This is a genomic window from Vicinamibacterales bacterium (genome assembly GCA_035699745.1).
GTDB lineage: Bacteria > Acidobacteriota > Vicinamibacteria > Vicinamibacterales > 2-12-FULL-66-21 > JAICSD01.
The window spans coordinates 1-19,031 of the sequence record DASSPH010000005.1; the positions used below are offsets into that span (position 1 = coordinate 1).

Consider the following 19,031-nt stretch of genomic DNA (forward strand, 5'->3'; position numbering starts at 1 on the left):
ATTTCGGCGATGACTGGGACCACCGCGTTCTGGTCGAATCGATCGCCACCGCCGGCGCCGCCGCGCACCGCGCGTTGTGCCTCGACGGCGCGCGCGCCTGCCCGCCCGAGGACTGCGGCGGACCGCACGCATACGCGGACCCCCTCGCCGCGCTGGGAGACCCGTCCGACGAGCGGCACGCAGATCTGACCGACTGGATTGGTCAGTTCGACCCCGAGGCGTTCGACCTGGATATCGTGAACCGCAAGCTCGCGCGCCTGCGGGTGTGAGTTCGTTCATCGCGCACCCGCGTGGTCGCCAGGTACGCTGATCTTTCCATCTTCCAAAGCCCCTCAGACGATGGCATCGTCGTCTTCGAGGTCCTCGAGTATTCGACTGAGGCGCCCTCCACCCGCGCGTCCCATACGGCGCCGGAGAGAACGACTTCAACGCCGACTGCACTTCAGATGACGAATAGCGTTCGATGAACATCGCCGAATCCACAGCGAGCCGCGCCGAACAACTGCTCCACGCGATGCTGGGCCCAGGTGCCGCGTTCCGCGAGGGCCAGCTCGAGGGCATCGTAACTACGGTAGACATGCGCGCCCGCACACTCGTCGTGCAGCGCACGGGATGGGGCAAGAGCCTCGTCTACTTCATCGCCGCGAAGATCCTGCGGGAGCGCGGGCTCGGGCCGACCTTCCTGATCAGTCCTCTCCTGTCGCTGATGCGCAACCAGGTTGAAGCGGCAGAGTGTATCGGAATCCGGGCGGTTCGCCTCGACAGCGAGAACGCAACCGCATGGAACGAGATCGACCAGCAACTCGAGGCCGATGCGATCGACGTGCTGCTCGTCTCACCCGAGCGCCTGGCCAACCAGCGATTTCAAACCCGCACCATGCCGGCGATCGCCCGCGGCATCGGGATGCTGGTGGTGGACGAAGCGCATTGCATTTCAGACTGGGGACACGACTTCCGTCCTGACTACCGCCGCATCGTCCGGATCATCCAGGGGCTGCCGGCGACGGTGCCGGTGCTGGCGACCACCGCCACCGCGAATGACCGCGTCGTCAACGACATTCGCGCACAGCTTGGGCCGGAGCTGCGCGTGCTGCGCGGCTCCCTCACGCGCGAGACGCTTCACCTGCAGACAATCGAACTCGCGGGTCAGGCCGAACGCATGGCGTGGCTGGCCGAGCACCTGCCCGACCTTCCTGGCTCAGGCATCGTCTACTGCCTTACGACCACCGACTGCGAGCGCGTCGCGGAGTGGCTCCAGTCAAAGGGCGTGAACGCCGTCGCGTACCATGCGCAGCTGGGTGCTGGCGTCGACCGCGGGATCCTCGAGCAGCGACTGCTCCACAACGACGTCAAAGCCCTGGTCGCCAGTGTCGCGCTGGGGATGGGGTTCGACAAACCGGATCTCGGGTTCGTGATCCATTTCCAGCGGCCAGGCTCGTTGATCGCCTACTACCAGCAGATCGGTCGCGCCGGACGGGCAGTGCCCGAGGCGTATGCCATCCTGTTGAGCGGCCGGGAAGACGATGACATCCAGGACTACTTCATCCGATCCGCGTTCCCGCACGCGGGGGAACTGAAGGCAGTGCTGGAGGCTGTCGAAACCGCCGACGCGGTGGGCGTCGGAGATCTGGAACGCCTGGTCAACATGCGACGCCGGCGCCTCGATCAGTCGCTCAAGCTGCTCGAGGTGGACGGCGCCATCGGAAGGGAAGGGTCCCGCTACTTCCGAACGGTGAACCCGTGGCAGCCGGATGAAGAGCGTACGGCGCGCGTGACCGCCGCCAGGCGAGAGGAGCTGAAAGCGATCCAGGCATTCGTGACTTCGCGCGAATGCCTGATGCAATCAGTGGCGCGGTCGCTGGACGATCACCTGGCCGCTCCGTGCGGTCGGTGTTCGGTATGCCGCGGCCCGCTGCTGCGCGTCGACGTGGCGCCGGGTCTCGTGCAGGAGGCGATTGCCTTCCTGCAACGTTCGCATCGCCCGATCGAGCCGAGAAAGCGATGGCCAGCCGACCGCGAGCTGCAACGCACCGGCGCGGTGCCCGAAGAAGACCGCGCGTCGGAGGGACGTGCCCTGAGCGTCTGGGGCGATGCGGGGTGGGCGGCTCTGGTCCGCCGCGGCAAATATGGGACGGGACGCTTCGACGACGGGCTGGTGCGGGCTGCGGCGGAGATGGTGCGCGAACACTGGCGGCCCCAACCGGCGCCCGAGTGGGTGGCTGCCGTTCCATCCCGGCGGCGTCCCTCCCTGGTGCCCGAGGTCGCCGCGCGGCTCGCCGATGCGCTGGGGCTGCCATTCGTCGACGCGCTTCGTCGAGTTCGCGACTCGGAAGAGCAGCGGACGATGGAGAATAGTGCGCGGCAGATGGCGAACGTCGCGGGCGCGTTTGAAGCCGTGACCGAGGTGGTGCGGGCCGGGCCGGTGCTGCTGGTCGACGACATGGTGGACTCACGGTGGACGTTCACGGAGTGCGCGATGATCCTGCGCCGAGCCGGCAGCGGACTCGTGTATCCGCTGGCGCTGGCAACGACATCAGGGACGGGAGACTCCGCGTGAAGAACGAGACCCTGACCCCGCTGACTCCGTTGAACAACGACGGGCAGGTGATCTTGTTGCTGTGTTCGACGCTGGCGCTGCCGCGATCGTCTGGCGGAGTGAAGCCGCTGTCAGGGCGAGAATGGAACGAGCTGGCCCGCGGGATCAGCACCTCGCATTTCAGGCGGCCCGGCGCCTTGCTGGGCGCGGCGGCCGACGATATTCGTCGAGAATTGCGGCTCGACGCCAGCCTCGCCGAGCGTATCGGGAAGCTCCTCGAGCGCGGCGGCCAGGTTGCCATCGAACGCTCCCGCCTCGAGGACCTCGGCATCTGGGTGCTGACCAGGGTCGATGCGAACTACCCGCCCCGGCTCAAGGAACGGCTGAGGGGACAGGCCCCTCCAGTGCTGTTTGGAGCGGGCCCTCAGCCAGCAATGAATGACACGGGGTTGGCCGTCGTCGGCTCGCGCGACGTGGACGACGCTGGAGCGGCGTTCGCGGCACTCCTCGGCGAACGATGCGCCGCCGAGGGGCTGGTGGTCTTTTCCGGCGGCGCGCGCGGCGTCGATCAACTCGCGGTCAAGGGATGCCTCGATCACGGGGGAGCAGGTGTCGCAGTGCTGGCCGACAGCCTCGAGCAGACTCTGAAGCGACGGGAGGTCGGCCGAAGTGTTCTCGAGTCTCGTCTGACGCTGATCACGCCGCTGCATCCCTCGACGCGATTCACCGTGGCGGGCGCAATGGGCCGGAACAAGCTCATTTATGCGCTGGCGTCGTGGGCCGCCGTCGTATCCGCCGGCCTCGACAGCGGCGGCACATGGGCAGGCGCCATCGAGAATCTCCGCGCCGGGTGGGTACCGCTGTTCGTGCGCGCGGGCGAGAGCGTTCCGCCAGGCAACCGCGAACTGATAAACCGAGGCGGCATTCCGCTCGGAACCGCGGACGTCACTGAAGGCTTGCGCACCTGGATCGAGCAACACGACATCGCTCGATCACGCCGCAGTGACCTGGCACTGATCCGGGAGGATTCGCCGACCTACCGGGCGCCATCGCGCCGCGCGGAATCCACGGAAGCCGCTGACGTGTTCCCGATGGTCTGGCCGAGCATCGCTGCGTATCTGTCCACTCCCAGAAGCGAGACTGAAGTCGCGACCGCGTTCTCACTGGAGCCGTCGCAGGTCAACGCCTGGCTGACGCGGGCGGTGCGCGAAGGCCTGGCCGAGCGGACGACGGACCCGGTGAAGTACAGCATCCCCGCGGCATCGCGGCAGGATCAGGAGCCGACTCTCTTCGACTGATCAGCGCACGTAGTCGGCGGCCGAACCTTGACCCCTCACGAGATGGACGCCACCTACATCGACTTCGAAGCACTGCAGACTGAACCCGGCAGCCCGGCGCTCCTGGGAATCCTCGCTGTCGAAGGCGGCAAGGACCACTTCGAACAGGTCATTGTCGACTCTCGCCTGGCGCCCGGACGCGTGGCATCCAGCCACGTACGCGCGGCGACACTGGCGGACACGGTGAGGCACCTGCTCGCGGGTGGCCGACCGCTGGTGAGTTGGAGCATCTTCGACCGCGACGTGGTGGAGCAGTCGGATCTCGACGCCTCGTTGAAAGCCGAATGGCGTGCTCGGCACGTGAACGCGTTGACCACCGCGCGGAGATGGCGCACCAAAGTGCATCCCGGCTTCAAGATCACGAAGGCCGACAGGCGCGCCGCCAAACACACGCTGGATCAGTACGCGGAGCTGGCCGGATACCGGCAGGTCGCGAAGTTGCGTGGCGGTGAGCCGGCGCGGTGGATCAAGCATCTGCGGGAGCAGCTGGCATCACGCACGCACTATCGCCGCGTGACGAAGCTGACGAAGCGCCATTGGCATGCGCTGCTCGACTACAACCGTCACGACCTGTCCGCGCTCAGGCACGTCTACGAGCGCGCCACGTTCGAGCTGCAGAAGTGGCGGGAATACGAGAACACCGACTACTTCGTCTTCGAGCCGGAAGGGCAACCCATTCGCTTCCGGGTCGGAGGTCGCAAGCCGAGACTCGATGCCTTGCTCGCGCGTTACGGAGCGACGCGATGGGCCTTCATGACCGCCTGGAACCCAGCGTCCCGGGAGCTGGCTGCGGCGACAAATGACTCTCGGCAGGACGAGATGCTCACCGAGCTGACCGCCAGAGGCTACCGTTGTCTCCGCGGCGAAGGCCGTGGGGCAGATCCGTCGTGGCCCGCCGAGGAAAGCGTTCTGGTCCTCGACATACCACCTGCGATGGCCCGTACGATTGGCCGGCGCTTCGGTCAGCTCGCCATCGTCACCGGTCGCCGCGGCGCTTCGTCGAAACTCGTTGCTTGCTTGTGAGCGGTGAGTCTCGACATTGTCCCTGCGCTTGGACATCCGCCGTCCACCGCAGACGACAGCAAGGCGCTCTGCACCGGCGCGTGCCCGTGCACTCAGCTGGCACAATCTCTGCTACGCTCGCAGCAACCCAGGCAGCCCGCGTTCAGGCTGCCGGCATGAAGAAGACGGCGAGAGCCCCGGCTCGACGACCCGTCGCCACACCGTAATCCGGCGCGGAACTCCCCGCGCACACGGTGGCCCAGCCGGCCGGCATCCCCGGATGTCCGGAACCATGCGCGATTCGAACGCAGCTCCTCGCGGAGCATCGTCGAAAGGATGCTGAAGATGGACATCGTCAATCTGTACGCGCCCATCGAGCGTGCGCTGCTGTCCGCGTACCTCGGCGTTCCCGACCCGAAACCCGCGGACATTGCCGGGGTCGACGTCACGAAGCCGGTGCCAGACGACTGGAACGAGACCCGGAACGGCACCGGTCCACGCGCGAGTGAACGTGGCAGCAATGCCCTGATGCTCGAGAACGCGGTCGCGCGTATCTGCCTCGAGTCCGCGCAACGCAGCCTGCCGCAATGGGCGGTGGTCCGCGACGGCACCGTCACACTGGGGCGGCGCCGACAGCGCACGGCTCGGCGTGAGCGCAAGCTGCGACCGATCCATCTGTTCACGATCAACTGGGGCGATTCCGGCCCAGGCTTCAGCTGGCCGGAGGCGTATTACGCGACGTGGCTGCCGGGATACGACGTCTCCGTCGTGACCGCATCCGCGGACTCGCCGGACACGCATGGCTACTCCGACTTTGCGATCGGGTGGTTTCGCGGTCCGGCAGATGCCCATGGTCGTGCGGCGGAGTGCGTCGCCGACCACTGGATCGTGCAGAAGGGCTACTGCCAAGAACGTTGGGCGTACCTGCTCGACGCGGGCGCGCTCGATGAACGAGCCGCGAACGCCCTCGCCGATGCGGTATGGCCCTCGAATGGAGAGGACCAGTGACCTCCGCCTTCATCGCCGAGGCGCACCGCCGCCGAACCCGCATGACAATACGGATCTGGGAACATGACTGCTGCGGTGACATGTACTGGTCGGCTGCGGCGCGATGCGATCGATGTGGCGAAATCGCCACCACGCTGGTCAGGAACCTGAGTATCGCGGAAGCGATGGCAGGACATCCATTGCTGCAGCTCGAAGTCCCACAGCCCCAGCCTGCGAATCCGGTCGGCCCAGGACAACAGTCGAACAAGACGTACGAACCTACGACGATCCCGAAAGCTACCTCGGTTTCGTCAGCGCCCGCATTACTGACGCCACGAGAAGTAGGGTCCGAAACGGGATCGACCCGCCGTGACTCGCAGGACGAGGATCGTGCGGCAGTCCCGATCCTCTTCTGGTTTGGAGTCGGTGTGAGCGTGATGCTGGGCATCTACGCTTCGGAGGAAGCCACTGGCGGGAACGACAATGCAGCCATCGCGCTGGCCATCGCGGCGGCTTTCACGCCGCTGGCTGTCCTATGCGGCCTGATCGACGGCCGACTCGTGCGAAGGGCAGGGCATCTGTTCCGCCGCTCGTGACCACTCCTGTCACGCGTCCCGGTTAGCCTGAGGTGATGACCCGAACGCACTGGTGCGGCGAAGACGTCACCACGATCGACCCCACCCTCGCGCTGCTGCCCGACACGCTGCCGGTCTTCGTCCGACAACCCTTCGGGCGAAACCAGCGGCGTGACGTCATCCTGCGCCCATCCATCGTCGGCGCCGAACCGATGCCCGTCGGGACCGTGTCCAGGCACCACGTGCTGCTGCAGCACGCGGACCGATCCGCGCGGCGATGCGCAGGTCCGGAGGGCCGGGATCGACCCCGAGGACGCCGCGCCGGGTGAATGAATCACTGTTTCTGATGGTCCTGCGCACCCTCGCAGGTTGATTCGCCGGGTCCCGTGACGTTCACGATGCCCTGCACTCCGGTGCCGGCGACGATGAACGGGCTGTAGCTGCGCCCGGGCGCGGCTTTGTCGGCGAATTCCGCGAGGATTCTGAAATGCTCGGTCGAAGACTTCAGCGTCAACAGGATCTTCTGTGCCGCGAAGCCGTCCGCCTTCAACGTCACGACCGACGGCGTGATGGTCGCGCTCGGCGTGGCGTCGCCGAACGACGTCACGACCGAAAGCGTGACGCGGCCGGTGGCCACCGGCTTGCGCACGTCCGTGGCGGCCACCGATCGGATCCAGACGGGAACGGCAACGCCGACCGGCACAATCCGGCCCGACGTGTTGCGGCGCTTCGGCAAGGCGCACCTGGGCGGCGTCCCCACGTCGACGATGACGTACCGCTCGAAGTAGTCCAGCGCTGGAATCCGATGCCGTGCGCGATAGCCGCAGCAGCCCGACGACAGCACGGCACACAACGCGACGATGAGCCCCCGCGCCATCGGCGTTACCTGGTCTTGCCGGACTTGACCTTCTTCGCCTCGGCTTGCGCCCAGGCGACGTCCTCGTCAAGCGTGGTGAGAGCGCTCACCGAGACGCCCTGGACCGCGGCGCTGACTGACGGCTGGCCAGGCGTCTCCAGCGCCTTGACGGTCGTACTGGTCATCAACATCGCCCCTTCCGTCTGCGATTCCGTCGTCCAGCGGCGGTAGAGCAGCTCGTATACCTGGGGCGTCACGGTCCCGTTCATCAACCGTGTCTCGAGATCCTGCAGCTTGCGGTTGACGATCGCTTTCTCGTTCGCCAGCCGCTGCATCAGGCGATCGATCTTGCGTTGGACGATGCAGTTCTCTGACGTGTCGCGGAGGTCCTGGAACATGCTCCTGGTCGCCTGCGTGCACACGACGGCCATCGACGTGGAGGCTGAGATTGGATAGTTGAACCGGGTCGCGATCTCGACGGTCGTGTTCCAGGTGAGGTTCTGAGTGAAGTGGGCGGAGCTGTACCCGAGATTGACGCTGACGCTCCACGGCCAGATCGAACCCGAGGATCCCGCGGATACGGGCGGGGCTTCGGGGTTGGGCTCGAACTTGAAGAACCCGGTGCCGCCCTGCGCCTCGCCGTTCAGGCGCTCGAAGATCCGCCGCGTCATTTCCAGCAACGGAAGCACGTTCTTGTCGCGATCGATCAGGCTCCCCGGCGTTTCCTTGTAGCTGCAGGCGCCGGACTTCTCGAGGTCCTGGTTGATCCGCTTGTACTCGGCGCCCCCGAGGCGGAACCAGCCGAGCGACGCCGATACCCCGACCGAAGAACGGACCTGGTTCCACACCTGCTTGAGGTTGCAGCTCACTTCGACCTTCCACGGGTCGCCGACGAACTCGGCGACGCCGTTCAGTTCGACGGCGAAATGCGGGTTCGACCTCACACTCGCGAAGTCAGCGTTGTCCGACGTCGCCAGCAACTGCGCGAAAAGGTTGTCCTTGGCTCCGGCGCTGAGGCGGATCTCGCGCGCGAACTGCGGGTTGGAGGAGACGATCTGTCCCATCTGCGCCACGGACAAGGCGCCGTCGAGCAGGAGGGAGCGGACCTTCGCTTCCGAAATCGGCAGCGGCACGAGCCTGGGGTTCTGGACCTTGAAATCCTGCGTGATCTGCGCGATCAGACGCTTGCGCGTAGCATCGCTCAAGTCGATGACCGCGGTCGCCGACATCACGGCGCCGACCGAGCTTTCGATTTTTCCGGTGAGGGAATTCTGGACGTAGAACGGCTCGCCGACGCCGTAATACGACACGCGGAACTCCTTCAGCCGCTCGCCGAGGATCGCCTCGGTCTCGGTGGGAATATAGAAGAACTGCGACGGGTCGCCTGCCGACTGATAGGCGATCGCGCCGCGGACGGACGTGGCGCGATAAAAGTGCGGCGCGCTCTGCGCCGACGCCGTGGTGACACAGCACAGAAGGGCGGCAGCGAACGTCAGAACTCGATGGGGCATGGCACAACTCCTTTGAGTCCATCGACGGACGCGGCCGACTTTTTCGCACGCTTGCGTGGCGCGCGGCCCGGGCGCAGAATGGTCGCATGCGCCTCGTTCTGTTGGCCGCGGCAGCGGTGGCGACGTTGCCGGTGAGCGTGTGCGCACAGCCGCTGCGCCAGGACACCGGGAGAGAGATGGTCCTGACCGAAGAACACAACGGGAAGGAGATCTCGATCAGTGTCACATCAACGCTGATCCTCAAGCTCCCGGCCCAGCTCGGCACGGGCTATTCGTGGCAGGTCGTGGATCCCCCCCCAGCGGTGCTCTCGCCCGGCGACAAGCCGCGAGTCGAAACGACCGACACCAAAGGAGCCGGCCGCCAGGAGCGCCAGGTGTTCACGTTCACGCCCGTGAAGAGCGGCAGCGCGGTGCTCAGGCTTCATTACGTTCGCCCGTGGGAGAAGGAGGCGAAGCCCCAGAAGACGTACTCGGTAAGGGTCACGGTGGAATAGAGGTCCCGGCGAATCTCCGCGGGACGTCCGTCTCAGAGAGCGAACCGCACTCTGGAGGCACGAATGGATGTCCGTCAATGGCGAGCCCTGGCGCTCGTCCCAATCGCCGCAGCCGGAATTCTCTCCGGCGTCGTCGTCGCCCGGCAGCAGGCGGCCGCGCCAGCCGCCCAAGCCGCCGTCTACGCCCAGCGGGAGGCCCAGGCGCCTGCCGCGATCCGCGACCGCCTCGCCGAGATCCGCAACCGGATCAGCGCCGACCGCCTGACGTTCGAGGTCGGCTACACCACCGCCCTCGATCAAAGCCTCGAAAGGTTGACCGGCGCGCGTCTGCCACCCGATCTCGCCGACCGTGCGCGCCGCCAGAACGACCTCGCGGAACGGCTGGTGTCGCTCGACGCGGCTGCGAAAGACGCCTACCTGAAGAAGGGCAACAAGCTTCCCGAAGTGCAGCAGGCCTGCGTCGCGACGCTTCCCGCGTTCGACTGGCGCAGTTCGAACAAGGTCACGCCGGTGCGCAACCAGAGGAGCTGCGGCAGCTGCTGGGCGTTCACCGCGCTCGGCGCGTACGAGGGCAGCCACGCGATCCGCAACGGGGTCTTGATCGACGGCTCCGAGCAGAGCGCGCTCAGCTGCAGCGGCGGCGGATCGTGCGGCGGTGGATGGTGGGGTCCGGTGTTCGACTGGATGATGGCCAGCGGCGCGGCGACGGAGGCGTCCTATCCCTACTCCGCGACCGACACGGCGTGCCGCACCAACGTTCAGACACCGCACCGCGCCTCCGCCTGGGGTTACGTCAGCACCAACGGCGGCATCCCTTCAGCTGCCGATATGAAGAAGGCATTGTGTCAGCACGGTCCTCTGGCCGTCGGCGTGTATGCGACTCCCGCGTTCCAGGCATACGTGAACGGCGTATTCAACGAGCGCGAGACGACGCAGCAGATCAACCACGGCGTCACGCTGATTGGCTGGGACGACGCCCGGCGCGCATGGCTGATCAAGAACTCGTGGGACGTGACATGGGGTATGGCGGGCTACATGTGGATTGCCTACGACTCGAACAGCATTGGCATGGGTGCGGCGTGGGTCGACGCTCGCAGCGTGAGCTACACGCTGCCGCCCGAGTTCTTCAAGCTGATCACGAAGGACAAGTAATTGCGCGGCAGCCCGAGCCCCTGGGCGAATACGAGCAGCAGCTGCCCGCAAGAAGAAAGGAGGACGGCGGCCACGGCGGGTTAGCGGGCGCGACGCTCACCAGAATGTGCCTCCGCCGGCACGTCTTCCGGCGTGCGCGACAAGAGACGCGGCAAAGCGAATAATGATCGGGCGATGACGCCGCCGACGCTACCGAAGACCGCCCGAGGCCGCTGCCCGCGGCGAGCCGCTCTCCTTCTTCTCGTCCTTGCCGCCCTTTGGGCGTGTTCCGGCGGCCGCACCGCCGTGCAGACTTCGCCGGCCGCCGCGCAGGGCAGCGGCGGCGTCAACCGGCCGGAACACGTCGACAAACCGTACGTCGTGCTGATCTCGGTCGACGGCCTGCGCCACGACTACCTGGACACGCGCGAGCTGCCCAACCTGCGGCGCCTGATGCAGCGCGGCGCACGCGCCAAGGCGATGATCCCGGTGTTCCCGTCGCTGACGTTCCCGAACCACTACTCGCTGGTGACCGGCCTCTATCCCGAACACCACGGCATCGTCGCCAACAGCTTCTACGATCCGGCGCGCCGCCAGACCTACGCGCTCGGGAATCGCGACGCGGTGTCGGACGCCAGCTGGTACCGGGGCGAACCGATCTGGGTGACGGCGGAGACCCAGGGCATGGTCGCGGCGTGCTTCTTCTGGCCCGGATCGGAAGCGCCGATCAACGGTATCCGCCCGACGATCTGGAACGCCTACGATGCGACCATTCCCAATGCCGATCGCGTCAAGACGGTCCTCGACTGGCTGCGCCTGCCGCCGGAGAAGCGGCCGCACCTCATCACGCTGTACTTCAGCGACGTCGACTCCGCGTCGCACGACCGCACGCTCGCTTCGCCGCGCGTCGACGCTGCGCTCCGAGCCGTCGACGCGTCCATCGGCATGCTCGCCGATGGGATCGACGCGCTGCCGATTCGCAGCCAGGTGTACGTGCTGGTCACGTCCGACCACGGCATGGTCGAAACCACCGCGAAGCAGGGAATCAGGCTCGACTCGCTCGTCGACATGGACGACATCGAACAGTCGTTCGGCGGGCCGGTCGCGATGCTGCACGTGCGCGGCGGCGAGCCGGCGCGCGCGGCGCGGGTGCGCGACGCGATCAACGCAAAGCTGCAGCACGGACGCGCCTACCTGCGCCACGAGGTGCCGGAGCGCCATCACTTCCGGGACGATCCGCGCATCGGCGACGTCGTCATCATCATGGACGAGGCCTGGACGATGGTCGTGATGCCGCGCCTCGCCGACGCGGCGAGCAGGATCGTCCGGCCGGACCGCTGGGGCGCGCACGGATGGGATCCCGCGTTTCCGTCGATGCACGCGATCTTCATCGCGTCCGGTCCTGGCATTCGCCCTGGCGCGACGATTCCCGCCGTGAACAACGTCGACGTGTATCCGTTGATGACGGCGCTGCTCGGGCTGCGGCCGGCGGCGGGGATCGACGGCAAGCCGGGACTGCGGGAGCAGCTGATGCGGTGATCGCCGGGCGACTGACGCAGATCCTCGCCCGGATCGCGGGCGCGCCGTGGCGCGAGTCACCAGCCGGCCGATCGTCAGCCCTGCTTCTCGTAGACGAACACCGACGGCTCGTCAGCGCTGCCGGGCGCGCGCGTCGTGACGGTCATGGCGTTGCCGTCAGCCGACACGGTCATGACGATCTCCAGCGTGGGTTTCTCCGCCTGGAACGTCGTCCGGCGCAGACTTCGCGCGGCCAGTGCCTGGGCGGCAGTGGCCATGTCAGGAAGCGTGCCGCCGTCGCCGGACGTCCGGATGTACTCGATGATGCTGACGTCGTTTTCTCCGTTGGCGCGCACCGGCGTCGTTTCCTGTGTGAGATGCCTGCCCTCGTCGGAGAGAATCCCCGCCGGCGGGCATGCGTATGGTTGTGTGCCGACCACCGCACCAGGGACATTACATCAGCCGCAGCAGCGACAGGTACAATCAACCTCATGTCAGACGAAGATCTGAAAGCCGAGCTCGAGCGCCTCAAGGCGGAGAACGAGCAGCTGAAAACGCGCGCGGCGCGCGGCGGCGGCATCAAAGTCAGCGAGAAGGGGGGCGTGTCGGTCTACGGACTGGGGCGCTTTCCGGTCACGCTCTACAAGGAACAGTGGCTGAAGCTGCTCGGCATGGCCGACGAGATCAAAGCCTTCATCAAAGAGAACGAGCCGCGACTCAAAGCGAAGGAATAGACGGCGCGCCGCAAGCCGATCCGTGGGTGCTCGCGCGAACCGGACGCGCCCCTTTTTTCGCGGCCCCACGGTCGGTGAATGCAGGCGCCGTCCTCGGGTCGGACTACGCCTAGCGCCCGGCCAGAATCAACACCCCCGCAAGCAACGCCAGGATCGCCATCAGCGGCCCCGGCAAGCCGAGCGCCACCAGCGCCGACAGCCCGTACAGAATCAGCCAGATCGCCAGCAGCAGTTGCCCCAGGTTGCGTTGAATCCGGACAGCCATCGCTCACCTCGTCGAGAAAACGGACGCCCAATCGGCGGCGTGCCGTTGGAGCCACCCACCCTGCAACTGCCGCGCCGGGCGTAACATGCGGCGTGCCCTTCGCGCCCGGCGATCGCGTCCACATCCCCCGCCTCGGCACCGGCATCGTCCAGGCGGTGCGCAATGACGGTCGCTACGCCGTCGAGATCAAAGGACGGACGATGGTGGTCGATGATGCGCGGATGGAGCGCGCCGATGCGGGCGCGCCGCGGCGGAAAGAGACGCCATCCGGAGCATCCGGCGTGCGCGAGAGCGTCCCGCGGTCGGCCGCGTCGATCGACCTGCACGGCATGACGGTCGAGCAGGCGATCGAAGCGCTCGACGCCTGCATCAACGACGCGCTGCTCGCGTCCCACGCGGAGGTGCGCATCATCCACGGCCGCAGCGGGGGACGGATCAGACACGCCGTCCATCACCGGCTGCGTGCCCTGGCGCCGGTGAAGTCATTCCGCATCGATCCCCGCAATGCCGGCGTGACGATCGTGTTGCTGTAATCACCCTGCGACTCAGCCGTAGGCCACGCATCGAGACATCGCTGCACTCACGAGACCATGCAGCACGTACACTTCCGTGTATGACCCGTTGGTGCACTCGACTCAGCAGTATCGCCGCCGCCGCCGCGGCCGCGTCGATCTTTGCCTGCGGTGGTTCACCAACCGAGCCCGCGCGGGTGACCGCCGCCAGCGTCGAAGCGGTGGCGCAAGCGGGCACGTTCAAGGTCGCGACCTGGAACATCCGGTCGGGAATGGGCATCGCCGGCTTCAGCACCACCAACTGGACGAGCAACACGCCGAACTGCAACGACCGCGCGCAGCCGCTCAACGCGTGGGGCATGGCGCTGCCGCAGGCGGAGCTTGGCAAGGTCCGCGACGACCGGTCGATCGTCGCGTTCGCCGTGCAGGAAGCGTGGAACTGCGGGAATCCGTCGAACGTCAACAACGTCCTCGGGTTCAAGGACATCACCGGCGAGCGGAACGGTACCGCGCTCGCGGCGCGCTACGGATTCGCGGGGGCGCCGATCTACGTGAACCTCGGCGGCCAGGACTGGGTCGTCGGCGGGGCCGTCTGCCTCGACGCGGCGTGCTCGGCCAGCGTGCCGGTCTTCTCAACGCACTGGACGCCTCCGGGCGACGCGTTCGCTCCCGTCGCGCAGCGCACGATCGAAACCCTCAGCCACCAGGGCACGTCGCACGTGCTGCTCGGCGACCTGAACGTCTATCGCGTCGACGCCTGGAATCCGGAAGTGCCGTGCACGGGGTCGAATTCCCCGGCGCGCATCGACGCGATTGCCCGCATGGAAGCGGCAGGCTACGCGGACGCCTGGAAGTCGACGCAGAGCGGCGAAGGGTGGACCGGGATGGCGACGCGCAACGGCTGCGGCGTGCCGAACGGCAACCTGTACAAGCGCATCGACTACGTGTACACGAAGAATCTGCGCGCCGTCGCGACGACGCGCCTCGCACGGGCGGCGCCGGGCGCGGATGCGCCGTCAGATCACGTGATGCTGGTCGCGGAGCTGGCCAGGCAATAGCGCGTTCGCGTTGTGCGCGGGTCGGGCCAGCTCTTCCTCACCTCACGCCGCCGCACGCATGGCTGCATGCGGGTGGCGAGCGCGTCCCGGGCACACAGGCTCCCTGCACCGATGGCTACGAGCTGGCGCAGGTCCTCGCGTGGATCGCCGCGGGCCGGGGGCGACATCGCGCAACGGCTGGAGTGGCGCGCGCAGATTCGCCCGCTCATGTCGATGCTGACGCCGACGCCGTCGTGAACGGCTGCGTGGCTGGCCAGGGGCCTGGTGCGGCTCATCACTCCGCTGGGTACCAAAGCTCTATGCGTCCGCGCGCATCGCTTCTTCGCGAGAGTTCGGCGGGCGACGGTCTGTACACTTATGCGATGAACGGTGGCTTGTGGTTTCCCAGAAAGGCAATCACGCGCGGCACCGTCGAGGCAAATGATCGCGCCAAATCCGCATAAGGAGCATGCCCTACCACCACCAGCAGCGAGACACCATACATCTGGATTGCGGCGAGCTCGTTCGGCTTATAGCGGATTCTGCGGTCGTGCGTGATCGCGACCCATCCTTGTGCGGCGACTTCGCGGAGCCAGTGCTCGTCGGTACAGTCAGGATCGAAGTGGTCGGCGTGGCGCTCGACGCGAAGTCCAGCGGCGCGAAGAATGGCGGGGAACTGCAGGCCGAGATCGCGGTCGGTAAAGAAGGTGATGTCAGGCGGCGCGCTCGTACAGCACCGCCTGATCGATGTCGGCCTCCGTCAGCCCGTAGTCGAGCGCGACATCCGCAGGCCGCTCGCCAGCATCAATCCGGTCGACGATGGCCGCTGTCGAAATGCGCTGCGAGAGCAGCACCGGTCGGCCGAACGCGAGCCGTGGATCGATGACGATCGGCATCGCGCCCGCATGAGTATCGGCGGCCAGAAACGGGTGAAGGCGAACAGGAAATCGCGCCTCGTCCCAGGTAACGCGCGCGAGGTGGTTCTCGAGCACGTGCCGCATCGCGAGCTGACCGGAGGCGGAAAGGTTGATCAGCTGACCGTACCGCTCCAAAAACAATTGTCCCGCCTCGGACCGAAGTTCGGGACGCAGCAGCAATCGATCGATCTGCAGCCGCTTTTCCGCGAACTCGACGGCTCGCCTCAGTTCTTTGATCGATACACCGTGCTCGGTGCGAAAGGCGCGCAGCACATGCGCCTCGATCAAATTCCAGAAGGAGAGCGAGGTCGGATTCTTGCCGGCGGGGTGAATCAGCACGGGGAAGCGTCCAGGACCTCGGGTCGTGGGATACGCACGTCCCAACGTCCAGGTGCGCAGCGTCGCGGCCGGCAACTTGAGGTAGCGTGCAGCTTCCGCGAGCGCATAGGCGGGCTGATTACGCGGGTCGGTGTTCGCGGCGGGCCTCCATCCGCGATTCTAGCATCGTCGCCGAGACGCAGGGCGCCAGGGCCGCACGCCAACAAATGTCAGGGCCTGGGCTTCCCGGGCTTTCGAGCGCGAGAATCCGGAGGTCGCGGTCGTTCAGCCGCTTCGTGAGCGTCTGGTGGTCCGCGGCGTTGCGCTTGCGTCTTCCCGCATCGCAATCACCGCGCCGAAGACCTGCCCGACGTTCGTGTCGACTTCGTGTCGACTGCCTCGATCTTGACGCCGAGCTGCGCCCGCGTCTCGGCGAAACGCTGATCGATGCTCTCGAACGGCCGATCGATGCTGGCAAACCGCTCATCGTGCGACTTGCTCAGCGCATCGATCTTCGCCGCGATCGTTTTCCAATGTCTCAGCACGGGATTCTCGCTCATCCTAGAGGACATCCCTCGATGAGTCGCTGAGCGCTACCGCTTCGCCCCCAGCGCCGCCAGCCAGTTCTGCACGACCGTCCACGATCCCGGACCGCTCCGCTCCGGCGCGATCGCCAGGAACCGCTGCCGGTCCGGCGTGGCATCGACCGAGACGATGTTCGGGGGAAACGTGGCGATCCGGATCGGCGTGCCGATCTTCAGGCCGCGGCTCGTGTCCACGTCCACACGCCAGAGGCTGTGGAGGTCGTCCGCGACATAGAGCAGCTGCCGCCCGTCCCGCGTCCACCACGCCAGCAGCGCCCCCTGCTTCGAGACCTTCAGACGACCCGCCGGGTCGGGAAAGGCCTGCAGGTACAGCTCGAACCGCCCCGACTCGTCCGAAATGAAGGCCAGCCAATGGCCGTCGGGCGACACCGCGGCGCCGCTATCGCGCGTGGGACCGCGCACGAGCAGCTTCAACTCTCCCTTGCCCGTGGCCGGCATCAGGAAAATATTCTGCGACGTGATCGGTTCGAGCTGCGTCATGACGATCGACGACCCGTCAGGCGTCCAGCTCAGAGGCCCTTTGAACGGAAGCTCCGATCGATAGAGCGGCTGTTCGGGCGACGCATCGGCGATCGTCTTGATGAAGAGATCCTGCGGGCCGTCACGATCGGTCGCGAACACGATCCGCTTGCCGTCCGGCGACCAGAGAGGCTGGTCGTTGCGGCCGCGTCCCGAGGTGAGCGGCGAGGCGCTGTTGCGCTCCAGGTCCACCAGCCACAACGCGGATTCAGCGGGCGACGTCGATCGGACGGCGATCGCGTACTTACCGTCAGGGGAGATGGTCGCGGTCTCGTAGTGTCCCGGCGGCAGCGTCACGTCGCCGGCATAACGGCCGAGCGCGTCGTACCACGAGGCGACGGTGTTGGTGGACGGCACGGAGAAGTACGCGAGCGTTCCCGTGTTCGATACCGTCGTCGACTTGCCGGCGGTGAACGAGGTGGCGGGATCGAGGATGCTGATCGGTTCGTCCGGCAGCAGCTGCGCCTCCCCGCTGATCTTCAGCGTCCGCGCATCGAAGCGCTGGGCCGCGAGCACCCCTTGCCGCGCGTAGAGCAGCCAGCCGGGCTCGGCGTAGACCGGCGCGCTGTCCATCGATCCCACCAGCGTGTGCGAGTCATCGTCGAGCGAGCCGGCGAGGATGTCGAATCGCCCCTCCTTCCCGGGCAGCGCGGCATAGATGAAATGCCGCCCATCGGGCAGGAACGTAGGAAACCGATGGCCGATTTCCTTGCGCGCCGTGTCCAGCGACGTCGCCGGCGCCGGCGTGCCGCCGCTCGCGGAGATCTTCATGAGCGGCCCGACGGCGTCGGGGGCAAAGACGATGATGCCGGAGGCGTTCCAGGTGCCGCCGCGCGGCCCGGGCGTGTCGGCCAGGACCTCCGCGCGTCCGCCGCTCGCGGCAATCGTCTTGAGCTTCGCGTTCGTAAAGAAACCGATCCGCGTGCTGTCCGGCGACCAGAACGGCAGCGTCGCGCCATCGCCCCCTTCGAGCCGGCGCGACGACAGCGAGTCGAGCGATCGGACCCACAGCTGACTTTCCGATCGGCTCACGTTGCCCACGATGAACGCCAGCAGCTTGCCGTCAGGCGAGATGGCAACGCCCGTGGAATCGGGATACAGGCTCGCGCCGGGCGGCGCGACAACCGACAGGCGCGCCAGCGGGAGATCCGGTGTCGATCGCGTCGAGACCCACGCGATCGCCCCGACAGCGGCGGTCAGAACAACGGCGGCGACGATCGGCCAGGCGCGTGACACGATCGAGGGTCGCCCCGGTGCGGCAGGCGAGGACGCCGCGGGCGGCCCCGCGTCGATGTCGTCCAGCTCCAGCCGCGCGTCGCCGATCGCGCTGAGACGCTTCCGAGGCTCCTTTTCGAGACAACGCCGCAGCAGACGGCGTATCGAGGCCGGCGTCTCCGCGGGAATCCGGCTCCAGTCCGGATCCGACTTCAACACCGACGCGAGCACGTCGGAGATGTCGTCGCCGTCGAACGCGCGGCGCCCCGTCAGCATCTCGAAGACGACCACGCCGAAGGCCCAGATGTCGGCGCGCCTGTCGACGGCCTTGCCTCGCGCCTGCTCGGGCGCCATGTAAGCGGCGGTCCCGATGATCATGCCCAACTGCGTATTGCGGGCGGTGAACGTCGGAGACTGCATGGCGTCCGCACCCGATTCCGCCTTGGCGTCGAACGCTTTCGCGAGTCCGAAGTCGAGCACTTTCACCGTGCCATCGCGCCGCACCTTCACATTCGCGGGTTTCAAATCCCGATGGACGATGCCCTGCTCGTGCGCCGCTTCGAGGGCGTCGGCGATCTGCCGCGCGATCGGCAGGACGTCGGCGAGCGGCATCGGTCCGCGCGCGATCAGCGTGGACAGGTCGTCTCCCTCGACCAGTTCCATGACGAGCGCGCGCGTGGTGCCGGGCCCGGCCGCACCCTCGAGCCCGTAGATCTGCGCGATGTTGGGATGGTTGAGGGCCGCCAGCGTCTGCGCCTCGCGAGTGAACCGGGCCAGGCGTTCGGCGTCCACCGCAAACAGCGGCGGCAGGACCTTGATCGCGACGTCGCGATTGAGCAGGCTGTCGCGCGCGCGATAGACCTCGCCCATGCCCCCTTCGCCGAGCTTGCCGACGATGCGATAGGGACCGATGGTCGTGGCGATCATCCCCGGCGGACTGGCATTGGAGATCTCGATTATAT

The 19,031-nt window shown here is 66.9% G+C and carries 20 protein-coding genes and 1 pseudogene; 13 read left to right on the forward strand and 8 right to left on the reverse strand.

Annotated features, from left to right (window positions below; translation table 11 throughout):
* The 7 genes from VFK57_00195 to VFK57_00225 form a co-directional block, all read left to right on the forward strand.
* Nucleotides 1–269, forward strand: a 269-nt coding sequence (locus tag VFK57_00195) for a plasmid pRiA4b ORF-3 family protein (protein ID HET7694104.1), incomplete at its 5' end; no start/stop codon positions are given.
* 194 nt (nucleotides 270–463) lie between these two features.
* Nucleotides 464–2,557 (forward strand): RecQ family ATP-dependent DNA helicase, encoded by a 2,094-nt coding sequence (locus tag VFK57_00200; protein ID HET7694105.1) that lies wholly within the window; start codon nucleotides 464–466, stop codon nucleotides 2,555–2,557.
* A complete protein-coding gene (locus VFK57_00205; GenBank protein HET7694106.1) occupies nucleotides 2,554–3,834 on the forward strand; it encodes a DNA-processing protein DprA in 1,281 nt (426 codons plus the stop codon). The genes VFK57_00200 and VFK57_00205 overlap by 4 nt, the downstream gene beginning before the upstream one ends.
* A 42-nt stretch (nucleotides 3,835–3,876) precedes the next feature.
* Nucleotides 3,877–4,896 carry a DUF3293 domain-containing protein gene (locus tag VFK57_00210; GenBank protein HET7694107.1) on the forward strand — a complete coding sequence of 340 codons (1,020 nt, stop codon included), beginning with the start codon at nucleotides 3,877–3,879 and terminating at the stop codon, nucleotides 4,894–4,896.
* A 315-nt stretch (nucleotides 4,897–5,211) separates the two neighbouring features.
* Nucleotides 5,212–5,883 carry a hypothetical protein gene (locus VFK57_00215; GenBank protein HET7694108.1) on the forward strand — a complete coding sequence of 224 codons (672 nt, stop codon included), beginning with the start codon at nucleotides 5,212–5,214 and terminating at the stop codon, nucleotides 5,881–5,883.
* Nucleotides 5,880–6,458 carry a hypothetical protein gene (locus VFK57_00220; protein ID HET7694109.1) on the forward strand — a complete coding sequence of 193 codons (579 nt, stop codon included), beginning with the start codon at nucleotides 5,880–5,882 and terminating at the stop codon, nucleotides 6,456–6,458. Before VFK57_00215 ends, VFK57_00220 begins: the two co-directional genes overlap by 4 nt.
* Nucleotides 6,459–6,493: 35 nt before the next feature.
* Entirely contained in the window at nucleotides 6,494–6,766 is a 273-nt protein-coding gene (locus VFK57_00225; GenBank protein ID HET7694110.1) for a hypothetical protein, read from the forward strand.
* Nucleotides 6,767–6,771: 5 nt separating this feature from the next.
* Here the strand turns inward: VFK57_00225 and VFK57_00230 are convergent, their stop codons facing one another.
* On the reverse strand, nucleotides 6,772–7,314 hold the full coding sequence (locus VFK57_00230) for a hypothetical protein (GenBank protein ID HET7694111.1): 543 nt from the start codon (nucleotides 7,312–7,314) through the stop codon (nucleotides 6,772–6,774).
* A gap of 5 nt (nucleotides 7,315–7,319) precedes the next feature.
* Nucleotides 7,320–8,804 carry a hypothetical protein gene (locus VFK57_00235; GenBank protein HET7694112.1) on the reverse strand — a complete coding sequence of 495 codons (1,485 nt, stop codon included), beginning with the start codon at nucleotides 8,802–8,804 and terminating at the stop codon, nucleotides 7,320–7,322.
* Between the two features lie 86 nt (nucleotides 8,805–8,890).
* On the opposite strand from VFK57_00235, the gene VFK57_00240 reads away from it, so the two are divergent.
* From VFK57_00240 to VFK57_00250, 3 genes are all read left to right on the forward strand, one after another.
* A complete protein-coding gene (locus VFK57_00240; protein HET7694113.1) occupies nucleotides 8,891–9,298 on the forward strand; it encodes a protease inhibitor I42 family protein in 408 nt (135 codons plus the stop codon).
* 63 nt (nucleotides 9,299–9,361) lie between these two features.
* Nucleotides 9,362–10,450 (forward strand): C1 family peptidase, encoded by a 1,089-nt coding sequence (locus tag VFK57_00245; GenBank protein HET7694114.1) that lies wholly within the window; start codon nucleotides 9,362–9,364, stop codon nucleotides 10,448–10,450.
* Between the two features lie 285 nt (nucleotides 10,451–10,735).
* Entirely contained in the window at nucleotides 10,736–11,968 is a 1,233-nt protein-coding gene (locus VFK57_00250; protein HET7694115.1) for an ectonucleotide pyrophosphatase/phosphodiesterase, read from the forward strand.
* 74 nt (nucleotides 11,969–12,042) lie between these two features.
* On the opposite strand, the gene VFK57_00255 is transcribed toward VFK57_00250, so the two are convergent.
* A complete protein-coding gene (locus VFK57_00255) occupies nucleotides 12,043–12,387 on the reverse strand; it encodes a hypothetical protein (protein ID HET7694116.1) in 345 nt (114 codons plus the stop codon).
* 51 nt (nucleotides 12,388–12,438) lie between these two features.
* Between VFK57_00255 and VFK57_00260 the strand changes: the two genes are divergently transcribed.
* Nucleotides 12,439–12,681 (forward strand): hypothetical protein, encoded by a 243-nt coding sequence (locus tag VFK57_00260; GenBank protein HET7694117.1) that lies wholly within the window; start codon nucleotides 12,439–12,441, stop codon nucleotides 12,679–12,681.
* A 109-nt stretch (nucleotides 12,682–12,790) separates the two neighbouring features.
* Here the strand turns inward: VFK57_00260 and VFK57_00265 are convergent, their stop codons facing one another.
* Nucleotides 12,791–12,946 carry a hypothetical protein gene (locus VFK57_00265; protein HET7694118.1) on the reverse strand — a complete coding sequence of 52 codons (156 nt, stop codon included), beginning with the start codon at nucleotides 12,944–12,946 and terminating at the stop codon, nucleotides 12,791–12,793.
* A 92-nt stretch (nucleotides 12,947–13,038) separates the two neighbouring features.
* On the opposite strand from VFK57_00265, the gene VFK57_00270 reads away from it, so the two are divergent.
* Entirely contained in the window at nucleotides 13,039–13,479 is a 441-nt protein-coding gene (locus VFK57_00270; protein ID HET7694119.1) for a Smr/MutS family protein, read from the forward strand.
* An 80-nt stretch (nucleotides 13,480–13,559) separates the two neighbouring features.
* Nucleotides 13,560–14,516 carry an endonuclease/exonuclease/phosphatase family protein gene (locus VFK57_00275; GenBank protein ID HET7694120.1) on the forward strand — a complete coding sequence of 319 codons (957 nt, stop codon included), beginning with the start codon at nucleotides 13,560–13,562 and terminating at the stop codon, nucleotides 14,514–14,516.
* A gap of 692 nt (nucleotides 14,517–15,208) precedes the next feature.
* Here the strand turns inward: VFK57_00275 and VFK57_00280 are convergent.
* The 4 genes and pseudogenes from VFK57_00280 to VFK57_00295 all read right to left on the reverse strand — a co-directional run bounded on the left by VFK57_00280 (nucleotide 15,209) and on the right by VFK57_00295 (nucleotide 18,996).
* Nucleotides 15,209–15,496, reverse strand: coding sequence for a DUF433 domain-containing protein (locus VFK57_00280; protein ID HET7694121.1), 288 nt, complete (start codon nucleotides 15,494–15,496; stop codon nucleotides 15,209–15,211).
* A gap of 144 nt (nucleotides 15,497–15,640) precedes the next feature.
* Nucleotides 15,641–15,853: pseudogene (locus tag VFK57_00285) on the reverse strand (hypothetical protein).
* A gap of 224 nt (nucleotides 15,854–16,077) precedes the next feature.
* On the reverse strand, nucleotides 16,078–16,275 hold the full coding sequence (locus VFK57_00290) for a hypothetical protein (protein ID HET7694122.1): 198 nt from the start codon (nucleotides 16,273–16,275) through the stop codon (nucleotides 16,078–16,080).
* Nucleotides 16,276–16,323: 48 nt separating this feature from the next.
* Nucleotides 16,324–18,996, reverse strand: coding sequence for a protein kinase (locus VFK57_00295; GenBank protein ID HET7694123.1), 2,673 nt, complete (start codon nucleotides 18,994–18,996; stop codon nucleotides 16,324–16,326).
* Nucleotides 18,997–19,031: the final 35 nt, after the last annotated feature.